This window comes from Spirillospora sp. NPDC047418 (genome assembly GCF_040643275.1).
Taxonomy (GTDB): Bacteria; Actinomycetota; Actinomycetes; order Streptosporangiales; family Streptosporangiaceae; genus Spirillospora.
Map to the genome: position 1 here is coordinate 15,975 of NZ_JBEYTW010000044.1, position 13,147 is coordinate 29,121.

General features: G+C 73.0%; 15 protein-coding genes and 1 pseudogene. 8 read left to right on the forward strand and 8 right to left on the reverse strand.

Features of this window, described 5'->3' with window-relative positions; all coding sequences use genetic code 11:
* Positions 1-18: 18 nt before the first annotated feature.
* Positions 19-834, forward strand: a complete 816-nt coding sequence (locus ABZ806_RS25305) for a hypothetical protein (protein ID WP_500219862.1) — start codon at positions 19-21, stop codon at positions 832-834.
* Here ABZ806_RS25305 and ABZ806_RS25310 read toward each other — a convergent pair.
* Positions 749-3,100, reverse strand: a complete 2,352-nt coding sequence (locus ABZ806_RS25310; protein ID WP_500219863.1) for a serine/threonine protein kinase — start codon at positions 3,098-3,100, stop codon at positions 749-751. The genes ABZ806_RS25305 and ABZ806_RS25310 overlap by 86 nt on opposite strands.
* A gap of 145 nt (positions 3,101-3,245) precedes the next feature.
* On the opposite strand from ABZ806_RS25310, the gene ABZ806_RS25315 reads away from it, so the two are divergent.
* Complete coding sequence (locus ABZ806_RS25315; RefSeq protein ID WP_500219864.1) at positions 3,246-3,677, forward strand: hypothetical protein; 432 nt, start codon at positions 3,246-3,248, stop codon at positions 3,675-3,677.
* 46 nt (positions 3,678-3,723) lie between these two features.
* Here the strand turns inward: ABZ806_RS25315 and ABZ806_RS25320 are convergent, their stop codons facing one another.
* Positions 3,724-4,551, reverse strand: a complete 828-nt coding sequence (locus tag ABZ806_RS25320; protein ID WP_500219865.1) for a beta-keto acid cleavage family enzyme — start codon at positions 4,549-4,551, stop codon at positions 3,724-3,726.
* Between the two features lie 20 nt (positions 4,552-4,571).
* Between ABZ806_RS25320 and dtd the strand changes: the two genes are divergently transcribed.
* Positions 4,572-4,997 (forward strand): D-aminoacyl-tRNA deacylase, encoded by a 426-nt coding sequence (gene dtd, locus ABZ806_RS25325; protein WP_500219866.1) that lies wholly within the window; start codon positions 4,572-4,574, stop codon positions 4,995-4,997.
* Positions 4,998-5,046: 49 nt separating this feature from the next.
* Here the strand turns inward: dtd and ABZ806_RS25330 are convergent, their stop codons facing one another.
* The 4 genes from ABZ806_RS25330 to ABZ806_RS25345 all read right to left on the reverse strand — a co-directional run bounded on the left by ABZ806_RS25330 (position 5,047) and on the right by ABZ806_RS25345 (position 7,943).
* Complete coding sequence (locus ABZ806_RS25330; RefSeq protein WP_500219867.1) at positions 5,047-5,535, reverse strand: hypothetical protein; 489 nt, start codon at positions 5,533-5,535, stop codon at positions 5,047-5,049.
* Between the two features lie 79 nt (positions 5,536-5,614).
* The gene (ygfZ, locus tag ABZ806_RS25335) at positions 5,615-6,598 is read right to left on the reverse strand and encodes a CAF17-like 4Fe-4S cluster assembly/insertion protein YgfZ (RefSeq protein ID WP_500219868.1); all 984 of its coding nucleotides are present in this window, start codon (positions 6,596-6,598) and stop codon (positions 5,615-5,617) included.
* Between the two features lie 83 nt (positions 6,599-6,681).
* Positions 6,682-7,098: a Fur family transcriptional regulator gene (locus ABZ806_RS25340; protein WP_500219869.1), complete on the reverse strand. Its 417-nt coding sequence runs from the start codon at positions 7,096-7,098 to the stop codon at positions 6,682-6,684.
* 356 nt (positions 7,099-7,454) lie between these two features.
* Positions 7,455-7,943, reverse strand: coding sequence for a heme-binding beta-barrel domain-containing protein (locus tag ABZ806_RS25345; RefSeq protein ID WP_500219870.1), 489 nt, complete (start codon positions 7,941-7,943; stop codon positions 7,455-7,457).
* A 117-nt stretch (positions 7,944-8,060) separates the two neighbouring features.
* Here ABZ806_RS25345 and ABZ806_RS25350 point away from each other — a divergent pair, with 117 nt between their 5' ends.
* Together ABZ806_RS25350 and ABZ806_RS25355 are read left to right on the forward strand one after the other, a co-directional pair.
* Positions 8,061-8,741, forward strand: coding sequence for a GIDE domain-containing protein (locus ABZ806_RS25350; protein WP_500219871.1), 681 nt, complete (start codon positions 8,061-8,063; stop codon positions 8,739-8,741).
* Between the two features lie 9 nt (positions 8,742-8,750).
* A complete protein-coding gene (locus ABZ806_RS25355) occupies positions 8,751-9,113 on the forward strand; it encodes a DsrE family protein (protein WP_500219872.1) in 363 nt (120 codons plus the stop codon).
* A gap of 48 nt (positions 9,114-9,161) precedes the next feature.
* Here ABZ806_RS25355 and ABZ806_RS25360 read toward each other — a convergent pair.
* Positions 9,162-9,749, reverse strand: a pseudogene (locus tag ABZ806_RS25360) (DUF2238 domain-containing protein); the annotation flags it as partial.
* Between the two features lie 233 nt (positions 9,750-9,982).
* Between ABZ806_RS25360 and ABZ806_RS25365 the strand changes: the two are divergent.
* Complete coding sequence (locus ABZ806_RS25365) at positions 9,983-11,005, forward strand: TerC family protein (protein ID WP_500219873.1); 1,023 nt, start codon at positions 9,983-9,985, stop codon at positions 11,003-11,005.
* Between the two features lie 6 nt (positions 11,006-11,011).
* Here the strand turns inward: ABZ806_RS25365 and ABZ806_RS25370 are convergent, their stop codons facing one another.
* Positions 11,012-11,536 (reverse strand): DinB family protein, encoded by a 525-nt coding sequence (locus ABZ806_RS25370; RefSeq protein ID WP_500219874.1) that lies wholly within the window; start codon positions 11,534-11,536, stop codon positions 11,012-11,014.
* 91 nt (positions 11,537-11,627) lie between these two features.
* On the opposite strand from ABZ806_RS25370, the gene ABZ806_RS25375 reads away from it, so the two are divergent.
* Both ABZ806_RS25375 and ABZ806_RS25380 read left to right on the forward strand, forming a co-directional pair.
* The gene (locus tag ABZ806_RS25375; protein ID WP_500219875.1) at positions 11,628-12,575 is read left to right on the forward strand and encodes a helix-turn-helix transcriptional regulator; all 948 of its coding nucleotides are present in this window, start codon (positions 11,628-11,630) and stop codon (positions 12,573-12,575) included.
* Positions 12,576-12,751: 176 nt separating this feature from the next.
* Positions 12,752-13,033 (forward strand): hypothetical protein, encoded by a 282-nt coding sequence (locus tag ABZ806_RS25380; RefSeq protein ID WP_500219876.1) that lies wholly within the window; start codon positions 12,752-12,754, stop codon positions 13,031-13,033.
* The last annotated feature ends 114 nt before the right edge of the window (positions 13,034-13,147 follow it).

Here is a 13,147-nt window from a genome sequence, read left to right on the forward strand (position 1 = left end):
AGCTGGGAGGGCGCGGACATGCGGGGCGTCATCCTCCAGCTGCCCGGCCGGGGCGGCGCCGGCGCCGTCGTCCGGCTCGCCGTGGGCCGGGAGGCGTCCTTCGGGCGGGGCACCGCCGAGCGCCCGGCCGGCCTGGTCCTGCCGGACGCGGGCGTGCCCCGGTGGGCGGGGACCGTCCGCGCGGTCGAGGACCACTGGACCATCAGCAACCTGAGCGGCCGCTCGACGTACGTGGTGGAGAACCCCGAGGGCGGCGGCGAGTTCGTCAAGGTGGCGCCGCGCCGGCTGGACATGCCGGTGCCGTTCGAGTTCTCCCGCGTCGTGATCCCCGCGCACCGGGGGACCGTGTCGTTCCTCGTCTACGCGTCCCAGCACCGGTACGCCGACCCCGGCGGCCCCGAGCCCGCGTCCGGGGAGGCGACGGCGGCGGCCTTCCCGCTGGACGAGACGGCCAAGTACTTCCTCGTCCTGGTCGCGCTCTGCGAGCCCCGGCTGCGGGACGCCTCGTCGGTGGCCATCCCGACCGTCCCCGAGATCGTCGAGCGGCTGCGCGGGGACGGCCGCGGCGACCTCACCCGGTCGGCGGTCAAGTTCCACATCGACTACCTGGCCGGGACGAAGCTGCGGGTCAGGGAGCCGCGCCGCGAGGCCGCTCCGCCGTCCGCCGCGCCCCGCCCCGCCGGAGCCCCCGGCAAGGCCGACTGGCGGCGGGAGGCGCTGGTGTCACTCGCGCTGCGCTTCGATCTCGTCAGGGCCGAGCACCTCGGCCTGCTCCCGCCGTCGCCCCGGGGTCCCGGCCACCGGAGTAGCGGATCAGCACCGGGCTGCCCGTGACGCGGACCGCCGCGCCCGCGCGCACGGGCACGGCGGTGCCGTCCAGCCGGTGCAGGGAGAGCGCGCCCGCCTCCGCGGCGACGGCGGCGGTGCCGGTCTCGGTCCAGACGATGTCCGCCGGCCCGCCGGGGAGGGTGAACCGGCACCGCCAGACGCGCGCGGACCCGCTCGTGCGGGCCTGCCCGCACGAGCGGGTCCGCGCGCCGTCCAGCCATCCCTGAAGCCTTTCGAGCGCCAGCGCGGCGGCGGTCGGCCGGCCGCCCTCGGGCTGCAGGACGATCGGCAGGTGGCTGTTCCCCCACGCGTAGAAGTACATGTTGCGCAGCCCGATGTTCGAGCCGTAGACGCCCATCAGGTAGAAGCGCGCGAGGTAGTCGACGGCCCGGCGCGGGTCGAGCGCGCCCTCGATCGCGTACTGGTAGGTCGTGCCGGTGCTCCACAGCGGGGGATGCACCCCCGCCCGGTGCATCGCCCGGTCGATGACGGTCAGCAGCTCGCTCATCGTCTCGGGCGGGTCGGACGCGCGCCGCTGGTGGAGCTTCACCCCGGCCGCGTCGCAGTGGTCGTATCCGCCGAGTTCGGCGAACCGGCGCAGCACGTCCCCGGCCTCGGGCTGCCAGAGCCGCCCCATGGACGGGCAGACGACGGTGGCCCCGGGGTCCACCTCCCGGATGATCGCGGCGCCCCGGCGCGTCATCTCGACCAGCCGCCGGACGCTGCCGGAGTAGTAGTGGCCGTCGTTCCCGTTCACCCACAGCTCGTAGGCCGGCAGCCGGCCGCGATAGCGCGTCACGACCGCCCGCACCAGGGCGTCCCAGTCCGCCAGGTCGTCGGGCGGGGCCGTCCGCGACCCGTCCGGGTAGGCGCCCTTCCGGCCGTCCGGCGCCGCCCACGCCGGGGTGCCGCCGAACACGAACAGCGCCGGGAGCCCGGCCCGGTGCGCGCCCTCGACCAGGCGGTCCAGCGTCGACCAGTGGAACTCGCCCCGTGCGGGTTCGAGCTGCGCCCAGCGCGTCCCGCCGTCCCAGAGGCGCACGCTGCCGACCCGGAACGAGGGCATCGTCCCCGTGGAGCTGTTCATCGTCACCCCGAAGGTCTCGGGAGGGACGGGGCGGTTCGCCGTCCACGCCGGTCCGGAGGCCCACTGCGCGGCGCCGACCAGGGCCCGAGCCGGGACGGCCGGAGCCCGGGACGGGACGGCCGGGGACGGCGCGTCGGCCGCCGCCGCGACGAGGAGCGCCGCGGCCACCGCCACGGCCGCGACGGGAACGGAACGGGTGCCGCGGCGCCCGGCGCGGCGGACGGGCGCGGTGCGCGGATCGCCCGGTTCCCCAATCCGGGCCAGCAGCGTCTCCGCGTCCCAGGCGGTCCGCCCGGCGTGGCCCGGTGCCAGGCAGCCGGCCAGCAGCGCCCGCCATCCCGGGGACAGCGCCGCGTCCAGCACCAGTGGCCGGTGCCCTTCGGCGTACTCGGCCGCGGCCGCCGCCCGCGCGCGGGCGGTCGCCCCCGGGAACGGCGGCCGGCCGGTCAGCAGCTGGTGCGCGGTGACGCCGAACGCCCAGACGTCCGCCGTCGTCCGGACGGCCGTGCCGCGCTCGGTCAGCGACTCGGCCCAGCGCTCCGGCGGCACGTAGTCGGACGAGCCCGCCGGCGGCATGTACCCGTGCGTGCCCTCCAGCTCGGCGGCGAGCCCGAAGTCGGCGAGCCGCACCGACCCGTCGGCCATGAGGAGGATGTTGCCGGGCTTGAGGTCGCCGTGCACCCAGCCTTGGGCGTGCAGGTGGGCCATGCCCTCGCAGATCTCCGCGATCAGCCGCGGCGCGTCCGGCACCGGCCCGCCGCCCGCCGACGCGCGGAGCACGTCGGCGAGCGAGCGCTCCGCCCGCTCCATCACCAGGACGGTGGCGCCGTCCAGCTCCGGCACGCCCGGGTCGTCGACGGTGACGACCCCGAACAACCTGATGAGGCGGGGGTGCTCGACGCCCTCGTGCAGGCTGACCTCGCGGCGCGCCATGTCGGTGAGATGGCTCAGCCGGCGCGGGGTCAGCGTCCCGGTCGGCAGGAACTTGAGCGCCGCCCGCTCGGGAAGGCCGGACTCGCCGGATCCGCCGGGGTCGCCGCCGCGCCCGTCCGGGAAGCGTGCTGCGTCCAGGAGGCGGGCTTCGTATACGGCGCCCCAGCTGCCGGTGGCGATGCCGGCGCCCACCTCCCACCCCGCCACCCGGTAGCCGGGCGGCACCCGAACGGCCCACGGATCCGATTCCATCGGCACATCCCCATCTCGTCGGCGCACTGACCAGACGGAGAGGCCCGCCGCACGGTTCCGGCGGGACGCGGCCCGCTCGATAACCAGGTGATAACGGGAGCCCTTACTCTCCCCGCACCACCATCACCAGCCCGAAGGAGTCCTCATGCGCACGCGCAGGATCACGGCCACCGCCCTCGCGCTGACGGCGGCGGCCACCACGGCCACCGCCGTCACCGCCCCCACCGCCGCTTCCGCCGCCGGTACGACGATCTACACGCTCTCGTGCAGCAGGCCCGGCGTCTCCGGCACCGCCTACATCTCGGTGACGTACACCGACCCGGGGTGGAAGATCAGCTCCGACCTCTGGATCAGCGACACCGAGCCGGACGGCCACCACGCGGCGATCCAGTCGTACGCGCACTACAGCGGCGGCGAGTACCGGAGCCCGTGGTACCACGTCTACGGCAACGGCACGACCAAGCTCTTCAGGACCAGCGGGACCACCCCTCTGCGTCCCTACGCGATCTGGATGCGGGCCTACCTGTACGAGGGCGGCGATCGCCTGCAGGGCTGCACCACGATGAAGAGCATCTGACCCGGCTCCGCGCGGGCGCCCCTCCCTCCGCCGCTATCGGACGCGCTCAGCGGGGTTTGGTGCGCAGGAGGGCGCGGGCGTCCGCCGGGGACATCGGCGGGCGCTGCGCCAGGGTCGCGGCCTGGGCGGCGCGGGCCACGAGCTGGGCGTTCGCGGTCACCGGCTCGCCCTTGGCGAAGGTCACCGTGTCCTCCATGCCGACGCGCAGGTGGCCGCCCGCCGACAGGGCCGCGAACAGGACGGGCACGGACGTCCGGCCGATCCCGGTCGCCGACCACGTGGCGCCGGACGGGAGTGCCTCGACGGCCGCGACGAGCGTCCGCGCATCGCCCGGCATACCGCCCGGCACGCCCATCACCAGGTCGCAGTGGACGTGGCCGCCGTACGGGAGGCCGTGCTTGTCCAGCAGCCTGTGCAGCGCCGCCACCTGGCCCATGTCGAACAGCTCGAACTCCGGGACGACCTCGAGTTCCTGGGTGCGCTTGTAGAGCTCCACCATGAACGGCCAGGGGTTCATGAAGACGTCGTCGCCGAAGTTGACCGTCCCGCAGGTGAGCGAGCACATGTCGGGCCCGGCGTCCAGGACGCGGAGGCGGTCGTCGTACGGGTCCGTCACCGCCCCGCCCGTGGACAGCTGGACGATCAGTCCCGTGCCCTCCCGCAGCGCCGCCACCGTGTCCCTCAGCAGGAACAGGTCGAGTGTGGGCCGCGCGTCGTCGTCGCGGACGTGCACGTGGATCACGGCCGCGCCGGCCGCCTCGCACTCCTTGGCCGTCTGAACCAGTTCATCCAGGGTGACGGGCAGGGCCGGAACGTCCGACTTTGCGGACTCCGCGCCCGTGGGCGCCACCGTGATGAGCGTCGTTGCTCCCATAGGCGGCAGAATGCATGGTCATGCGTGCTGTAGTCCAGAGGGTGAGCCAGGCCAGCGTGTCCGTGGACGGGCGTGTCGTCGGCGAGATCGAGAGGCCGGGGCTCCTCGCCCTCGTCGGCGTGACGCACGACGACGACCTGGGGAAGGCCCGCAGGCTGGCCGCGAAGCTGTGGGGGCTGCGCATCCTGCCGGACGAGAAGTCGTGCTCGGACCTGAGCGCGCCCCTCCTCGTCGTGAGCCAATTCACCCTCTACGGGGACGCCCGCAAGGGCCGCCGCCCGTCCTGGACGGCCGCCGCCCCCGGAGACGTCGCCGAACCCCTCGTGGACGCCGTCGTCCACGAACTGCGCGCCCTCGGCGCCAAGGTCGAGACCGGCGAGTTCGGCGCGGACATGCAGGTCGCCCTCACCAACGACGGCCCCATCACCCTGATCCTCGACATCTGACGGTGACGATGTAGGCGGCCCCGCGGCCTCGCGGCCCGCGGCCCCGCGGTCAGCGGAAGCCGTAGACGGTGCCGACCAGGACGGCGACCGTGCCGACGGCGGCGAGCAGGATGAGGGCCCGGTCGAGCAGTGTGAGGCGTCCGCGGACGTCCGAGGAGACGACCACGACCCCCGTCTCGCCGTCGCCCCGCGCGGGCTCCTTCTGGAACGGGTTGCGCAGGCCGGCGAGCCGCCACAGCGCGTCGTTGCGGAGACGCTGGTGCTCGGCGCCGCAGGCGAACAGCCGCCCCCGGGTGCGCTCGGTGCAGGCGGCGCCCTGCTGGCTCAGGATGCGGCACAGGGTCGGGACGAGCGTGAACTCGTACAGGCACCAGGCCAGCAGGCCGAGCAGCGCGACCCGCCACGACTGCAGCCACCACGCGAACCCGGCCAACGCCGCGAACAGGGCCCACCACACCAGCGGGGACTCCCGGCGCGGGCGGCGCCGCGTCCCCCTCCTGGCAGCCGGCGGCTCCCGTTTCCCGAGGTTCGCGACCATTGGCAGGAATCCACCTTCCCTGGGCGACGCCGGTTAAAAATCGTCCATAGCCGACGATATTCGCCCAGGGGTCCCGCTGCTACCCGTGTTTCGCGGGCCGGCGACGGAGCGCGATCTGCGCGTTGGCCCCGGTGTCGGGCGACACGATGACCTCCTGCGCGGCCGCGACCCCGCCGGCCAGGAGTTCGGCGTCCACCGGGACGTTGCGCTTGACCATCGCCAGCGCGATCGGGCCGAGCTCGTGGTGGCGGGCCGCCGATCCGACGAAGCCGATCGCGCGGCCGCCCGGGACCTCGACCGGGTCGCCGTGCGCGGGCAGCCGGTCGACGCTGCCGTCCAGGTGCAGGAACACCAGGCGGCGCGGCGGCCGCCCCAGGTTGTGGACGCGCGCCACCGTCTCCTGCCCCCGGTAGCAGCCCTTGTTCAGGTGGACGGCCGTCTCGACGTACCCGGCCTCGTGCGGGATCGTCCGCTCGTCGGTGTCGAGGCCGAAGCGGGGGCGGTGCTCGGCGATCCGCAGCGCCTCGTAGGCCCACAGACCGGACGGCGTGAGCCCCTCCGGGAACTCGCCGCGCGGGACGATCCGCGTCGTCGTCCCGGCGGCGTCCGGCCAGGCGAGGCCCTCGGCGGCGCCGGACGGCCCGGTGACCACCATGTACTCGTCCGACACGTCGGCGACCTCGACGCGGAGCATGAACCGCATCCGGTCGAGGAACTCCACCAGCGAGGGGGCCTCCCCCGGCTCGACGTGCGCCCAGGTAGCCTCGCCGTCGTCGACGACGAAGAGGTGGTGCTCGACGTGGCCCTTGGGGCCGAGCAGCAGGGCCTCGGTCGGCTCGAACGGCTGCAGCGCGTCCAGGTGCTGGCTGAGGAGGCTGTGCAGCCACTTCAGCCGGTCCGGGCCGGAGACCTTGACGACGTCCCGGTTGCTCCGGTCGACGAACGCCGTCCCCTGTTCGAGCGTGCGCTGCTCCCGCGTCGGGTCGCCGTAGTGCGCGGCGACCTCCTGATCGGGCGCATCGGCGGCGACGGCTCCGGGCGACTTCAGCAGCGGGCTCTCCATGCCGTCCAGACTATGTCGCAGGTTCCGAACTGCGTCGCACGGTCCGAACCGAACTACGCCGCACCGTCCGGACGACGGTCCGGCTACGTCGCGCGGCAGTCCTTGCACCGGCCGTAGACGGTGAGGTGGTGCACGTCGGTCTCGAAGCCGAAGTCGCGCTGCAGGACGTCCGCGAGCCCGGCCGCCGCGCGCGGGTCGACGTCCTCGACCGTGTGGCAGCCCCGGCAGACGAGGTGGATGTGCTCGGCCTCGGCCGCGAGGTGGTAGTTCGGCGGCCCGTGCCCGAGGTGGGCGTGCTTGACGAGCCCGAGCTCTTCGAGGAGTTCGAGCGTCCGGTACACGGTGGAGATGTTCACGCCGCGGGCGGTGCGCTGCACCTCGGTGCAGATCTCCTCGGGGGTCCCGTGCTCCAGGTGGGTGACCGCTTCGAGAACCAGCTGGCGCTGCGGGGTGACCCGGTACCCCTTGGCCCTCAGCTCCTCCTGCCACGACTCGACCATGCACCGAGTCTAGATCCCACCCGCCGAACCCCGCCCACGGCCGGATTCAGCCCTCCGAAAATTTGTTTGCCTCGTCGCGCGGGCTCACATAGCGTGCCGAGTACGCGCGAAAGGAGGTGGTCCTAACCAATGGTTGCTTGTAGGACTCGCGAGGTGACTGTCCGCTAGTCGCCGTTCCGCCTCGGAGCCGCCGTCCTCGGACGGCGGGAGCCGGTCGCGACGGTGACCGGCGAATACCAGGCAGTTACCCGGTCCCCGGACCGATGGACCCGTCCTGTCCATCGCCCGCCACCCGGCGGAAGGTCCGGGGATCGATCTATGTCCGGGACCTGTCTCCCAGACCCGCTACGGCACCGCTACGACACCTTTTTGAGCTGCGCCGACAGGTGCGACTGGAGCTTCTGCCCGACGGCCGCCATGTCGTACGCCCAGCCGAGGTCCTCGCCGATCAGCCCGTACAGGCGGTGGCCGCCGGTGACCTCCTTGGCCGACTCCGTCCGCGCGACGACGTCGGTCTGCAGCTCCACCCGGTTGAACGCCACGTTGCCGACGTAGATCTCGACGATCCCGGTCGGGTGCGCGAGCGTCACCTCCACCTGGTGGTCGGGCCGCGGCCGCCAGTAGCCCGTCTCCACCGCGAGCGGACGCCCGAGGGTGCCGTCCGGCTCGATCATCCAGGTGCGGCTCGCGTAGATCAGAAAAGGCTTGCCGATGTGGCTGAAGGACAGCTCCTGGCCGAAGTTGAACGACTCGATCGTGGGGTAGCCGCCCACGCCGGCGCCCTCCCAGGTGCCGAGCAGGAACTTCAGGGGCTCAAGGTCCGGGTGCAGCTCAGGGACATCCATGGACACCGAGCGTAGCGGCCTGGGCGGGGCGGGCGGGCCGTGTCCCGTGGGCCGTCCCTCGTGGAGGGGGACAGCCGTCCCTGGCCGGGTGCGCGTCCCCGTCCACATCATGGGAGCGTGTCCGGCCTCACCATGGTGATGTTCCTACCGCTGCTGATCGCCGCGGGCCTGCTGGCCGCCGGCTGGGTCTGGCGGATCCGCTTCCGCAACCTGCGCCGCGCCGTCGAGGCGGACTGCGCCGGAGCCGCCGGGCTGCACGCCGGTGTCCCCTGCCAGGTCACCGGAACGGCCGTCCCCATCCGGCCCGCGCCGTTCTCCGGGACGCCGTGCGCGTGGTACCGGACCAAGGCCACTGCCAAGACGAGCCAGGGCACGCGCACCTTCATCGACGAGAAGTCGAAGGCGCCCTTCTACCTCCAGGACGCGACCGGCCGCATCGTCATCGACCCCGAGAACGCGGCCGTGGACGGGCCCGTCCAGACGATGGACGAGCGGCGCCCCGACAACGGGCCGCTGCCCGGCCTGGACGGGGACGTCACCGAGTACCGCTACGAGGAGTGGATCCTGCCGGTCGACCGGCCCCTCTACGTCCTCGGCACCTCGACGGGCGGCTCCCTCGGCAAGGACAAGGAGACCGGCCAGTACGCCGTCTCCACGCCGGCCCGGCTACCGCAACCGGCCCAGGCGGATCACCAGGAGGACGGCGGCCACCGCCATGATCCCGAGGGCGAGGACGAGGATCCCCGCGTGCACCATGCCGCTCACACCGCAGGATGTTACGTGCGGTGCCCGCACTAGAGTGCGGTTATGGCGAGACCACTGGTGATCAAGGTGACGGCGGGGGCGGACGCACCCGAGCGCTGCAACCAGGCGTTCACGGTGGCGGCGGCCGCCGTGGCCAGCGGCGTCCCCGTCTCGCTGTGGCTGACCGGGGAGTCGGCGTGGTTCGCGCTGCCGGGGCGGGCCGCCGAGTTCTCACTGCCGCACGGCACTCCGCTGGACGACCTGCTCGCCGTGGTCCTCGGCGCCGGGCGCGTCACGCTCTGCACCCAGTGCGCGGCCCGCCGCGGCATCGGCCCGGACGACGTGCTGCCCGGCATCCGCATCGCCGGCGCGCCGACCTTCGTCGAGGAGATCACCCTGGACGACGTCCAGGCGCTCGTCTACTGAACCCGCGGCCCCTCCCGGGACGGTGCCGCCGCGGCGGGCGAGGGCGGCGGCGAGGAGGCCCGCGACGGTGGAGCCGGCGAGGCCGAGCATGAGGTCGCCGATCGTGTCGCGGTAGATCGTGACGGTCTCGGGGGTGTCGAGGATGAAGACTCCGTACTCGAAGAACTCCCACAGGATCGCCGCGATGGCGCCCGCTCCGGCGCAGGCCAGCGCGACCGCCCAGGGCCGCAGGCCGCCCCAGCGGCGCAGCGCGACGCCGGCGGCGGCGCTCAGCAGGGCCCAGTTCCCGAAGTGGCAGGCGTCGTCGAACCAGCCGACCGTGTCGTAGAGGTCGGCGGCGTTCCCGGCGACGTCCACGAGGAACGGGAGGGTCAGGAGGAGGTCGACGTCCCACGGGAAGGGCCCGCCCCGGCCGCGCCCTGAACGCAGCGCCCAGACGAGGGTGACGAGCATGACGGCGGCGGGGTAGGCGGCCACGCGGACGCCCATCGCCTTGTCCGCGAACCGGTCCCATTCGGGGAAGGCCACGGCGAGCGCGAGCAGGACGGCGAGGGCCGCCTTGGCGGCGAGTGCGAGCGGGCGCCAGCGTGAGGTGTCCATACCCGGAAGCCTGGCCCGCGGCGGCGCCGCGGACATCGGTGCAAGTACTCAACCGCCCCTGAGTGCTTCGTCCCGGCGCTGGGCGCACCCCCGGCCGCGTGTGCGACGGCCGGGAGCGCGCGGCCTGTGACCTCGCTGTACAGGACGCGTCTAGATCATTGGAGGTTTACCCCGGTGGCGACCACGCCTCGAGCGAGGGGGTAGAAGTGCAACAGAACGGATATAGGTCAGCGGACGCCCCCTATACGAGCTCATGAGGAGCCTGCCGGATGCTCGACGTACCCCTCTGGGCCTGGGCCGCGACGATCGGACTGATCGCCGCGCTGTTCGTCCTCGACTTCCTCGTCGCCGTCCGGCGGCCGCACGCGGTGCACATCAAGGAGGCCACGTTCTGGTCGGTGTTCTACATCGGCGCCGCGGTCCTGTTCGGCCTCGCCGTGTGGGGCCTCGGCGGGTCGACGGCGGGCACCGAGTACTTCTCCGGCTGGATCGTCGAGAAGAGCCTGTCGGTCGACAACCTCTTCGTCTTCGTGATCATCATGGGCCGGTTCGCGGTGCCCGCCGAGTACCAGCAGAAGGCGCTGCTGTTCGGCATCGCCGCCGCGCTCGCGCTGCGGGTGGTCCTCATCGCGGTCGGCGCCGCCGCGATCAACCTGTTCTCCTTCACGTTCCTGATCTTCGGGCTGATCCTGATCTGGACGGCGGTCCAGCTGATCCGGCACCGCAACGAGGAGCCGGACGTCGAGGACACCTTCCTCGTGCGCCGCGCCCGCAAGATCATGCCGGTGAGCCAGAGCTTCCACGGCGGGCGGATGCTCGCGCACGAGGACGGCCACCGCGTCATGACGCCGCTGCTCCTGGTGTTCGTCGCGATCGGCAGCACGGACGTCCTGTTCGCGCTGGACTCCATTCCCGCCGTGTTCGGCGTGACGAAGGACCCGTTCCTCGTGTTCGCCGCGAACGCGTTCGCGCTGCTTGGCCTGCGCGCCCTCTACTTCCTCATCGAGGGCCTGCTGGAGCGCCTGGTGTACCTGTCGATCGGCCTGTCGGTGATCCTCGCGTTCATCGGCGCCAAGCTGATCCTGCAGTTCCTCCACGAGGACGTCACCAAGTCGGTGCCCGAGATCCCGACCCCGCTGTCGCTGGGCGTGATCCTCGCGATCCTGCTGTTCACCACCGCGGCCAGCATCATCCGCGTCCACGCGCACCCCGAGGAGCGGGCGCGGCCCGGCTCCCTGCGCAAGCGCCGCGACAAGCAGCCCCGCGAAGAGGAGCCCGCCCGGCGGGGGTGAGCGGGGTCAGCCCATGCTCTTCGCGCCGTCCAGGGACTCGCGGATGATGTCGGCGTGGCCGGCGTGCTGGGCGGTCTCGGCGACGATGTGCATGATCGCCCGGCGGGCCGACCACTCCTTGTCGGTGAACCAGGGGGCGTTCGGCAGCGGCTGGACGGCGTCCAGGTCGGGCAGGGCGGCGACCAGTTCGTCGGTGCGGCGGGCGACCTCGGCGTAGGCGTCGAGGACGCCGGCCAGGGTGTCCTCGGGGAGCATGCGGAACTCGTCGCTCCGCTTCTGCCAGTCCTCGTCGGTCATCTGGGTGAAGTCGCCCATCGCGGACGGGCCGTCCACGATGAACTCCGCCCAGCCCCGCTCGACCGAGGTGACGTGCTTGACGAGCCCGCCCAGGCACAGTTCGCTCGCCGTCGTCCGCAGCCCGGCCTGCTCGTCGGTGAGGCCGTTGGTGGTGAAGCGCAGGAAGTGCCGGTGCTTGGCCAGCATCGCCAGCAGGTCGGCCCGCTCGCCGGTGAGCTGCTCGGTCATGGTCATGGCCTCCGTCTTTTCCGGTCCGTTCGGTCTACGACCACGCTAGAAGGCATTGCGGCCACTTCCTGACCTGAATTACGAGAGACTTGGACGCATGGCGAACACCAGCTCCCGGACGTTGCGGCTCCTGTCCCTGTTGCAGACGCACCGGTACTGGCCGGGTACCGAGCTGGCCGACCGGCTGGAGGTCTCCGTCCGGACCCTGCGCCGGGACGTCGACCGGCTGCGCGAGCTGGGCTATCCGGTCGAGGCGCAGCGCGGTGTCGACGGCGGCTACCAGCTCGCGGCGGGCGCGGCCCTGCCCCCGCTGGTCATCGACGACGAGGAGGCCGTCGCGCTGGCCGTCGGCCTGCACTCCGCGACGCGGGTGGACGGCATCGCGGAGGCGTCGGTGCGGGTCCTCGCCAAGGTGGTGCAGGTGATGCCCACCCGGCTGCGGCGCCAGGTGGACGCGCTGCGGGCGATGACCGTGCCCGCCACCTGGGGAGGTTCCGCCGAGACGGCCGTCGACCCGGCCGTCCTCACCGTCATCGCGCTCGCCTGCCGGGACGACGAGCGCCTCCGCTTCGCCTACACCGCCGCGGACGGCGCCCGGACCGACCGGCACGTCGAGCCGCACCGCCTCGTCCCGCTCGGCCGCCGCTGGTACCTGGTCGCCTACGACCTCGACCGGCACGGCTGGCGCAACTTCCGGCTCGACCGGCTCACCGGCCCGGCGGTGACCGGCGCCCGGTTCCGCCCGCGCGAGCTGCCCGCCGCCGACGCCGCCGAGTTCGTCCGCCGCGGCCTGAAGGAGATGCCGCGCCCCTACCAGGTCGAGGTGCTGGTGGACGCCCCGGCCGCGACCGTCCGGGAGCGGATCGGCCGCTGGTGCACCGTCGAGGAGGTGGACGCGGGCCACTGCCGCATCCACATGACGTCCGACGACCTGGCCTGGCCGGCGATGGCCCTCGGGGTCGCGGGAGCCGACGTCCACGTCCTGGAGCCCCCGGAACTGCGCACCGAGCTCCACGCCTGGGCCGCCCGCTTCCGCCGGGCCTGACCCCCGGCTGCGCGGGCCGCTGACAGATCTCCCTCAACTGTGCCCAGATGAGACGCGCCCGCGGTTGTTCCCGCAGGTCGGAGGCAGGAGATTGGGAGATGGCGCACGGGCTCCGGCGAGCGCGGACGAGCGGCCCGCGCCGGCCCGGGCGCGAGGGGGGAAGCACCATGCGCGTCATGCTGAGAGCGGTGCTGGACACCGAGACCTCGAACGAGGCGATCAAGAGCGGCAGGCTTCCCGAGATCGTCCAGTCGGTGATCGACCGGCTCGATCCGGAGGCCGCCTACTTCGGGCCCGGGGAGGGCGGGCGCTGCTGCGTCCTCGTCTTCGACATGCGGGACAGCTCGACGATGCCGAGCATCACCGAACCGCTGTTCCAGGAACTCGGCGCGAAGGTCGAACTCCACCCGGTGATGAACAGGGAGGATCTGCAGAAGGGCCTCAGCGCCCTGCAGTAGCCCGCGGCCCGGTGCGGCCGGGATCCGCGTGGAATGGGCCGCACTGATCATCATCCGGCCTTTCGGTATCCCCGTCGGGATGACAGGCTCGGGGCAACTCGGCGAGAAATCGCC

What these genes read in the sequence shown, in the direction of transcription:
- ABZ806_RS25305 (WP_500219862.1), top strand. Translation starts at nt 19, where the DNA reads ATGCGGGGCGTCATCCTCCAGCTGCCCGGCCGGGGCGGCGCCGGCGCC.
- ABZ806_RS25310 (WP_500219863.1), bottom strand. Translation starts at nt 3,100, where the DNA reads ATGGAATCGGATCCGTGGGCCGTTCGGGTGCCGCCCGGCTACCGGGTG.
- ABZ806_RS25315 (WP_500219864.1), top strand. Translation starts at nt 3,246, where the DNA reads ATGCGCACGCGCAGGATCACGGCCACCGCCCTCGCGCTGACGGCGGCG.
- ABZ806_RS25320 (WP_500219865.1), bottom strand. Translation starts at nt 4,551, where the DNA reads ATGGGAGCAACGACGCTCATCACGGTGGCGCCCACGGGCGCGGAGTCC.
- dtd (WP_500219866.1), top strand. Translation starts at nt 4,572, where the DNA reads ATGCGTGCTGTAGTCCAGAGGGTGAGCCAGGCCAGCGTGTCCGTGGAC.
- ABZ806_RS25330 (WP_500219867.1), bottom strand. Translation starts at nt 5,535, where the DNA reads ATGGTCGCGAACCTCGGGAAACGGGAGCCGCCGGCTGCCAGGAGGGGG.
- ygfZ (WP_500219868.1), bottom strand. Translation starts at nt 6,598, where the DNA reads ATGGAGAGCCCGCTGCTGAAGTCGCCCGGAGCCGTCGCCGCCGATGCG.
- ABZ806_RS25340 (WP_500219869.1), bottom strand. Translation starts at nt 7,098, where the DNA reads ATGGTCGAGTCGTGGCAGGAGGAGCTGAGGGCCAAGGGGTACCGGGTC.
- ABZ806_RS25345 (WP_500219870.1), bottom strand. Translation starts at nt 7,943, where the DNA reads ATGGATGTCCCTGAGCTGCACCCGGACCTTGAGCCCCTGAAGTTCCTG.
- ABZ806_RS25355 (WP_500219872.1), top strand. Translation starts at nt 8,751, where the DNA reads ATGGCGAGACCACTGGTGATCAAGGTGACGGCGGGGGCGGACGCACCC.
- ABZ806_RS25365 (WP_500219873.1), top strand. Translation starts at nt 9,983, where the DNA reads ATGCTCGACGTACCCCTCTGGGCCTGGGCCGCGACGATCGGACTGATC.
- ABZ806_RS25370 (WP_500219874.1), bottom strand. Translation starts at nt 11,536, where the DNA reads ATGACCATGACCGAGCAGCTCACCGGCGAGCGGGCCGACCTGCTGGCG.
- ABZ806_RS25375 (WP_500219875.1), top strand. Translation starts at nt 11,628, where the DNA reads ATGGCGAACACCAGCTCCCGGACGTTGCGGCTCCTGTCCCTGTTGCAG.
- ABZ806_RS25380 (WP_500219876.1), top strand. Translation starts at nt 12,752, where the DNA reads ATGCTGAGAGCGGTGCTGGACACCGAGACCTCGAACGAGGCGATCAAG.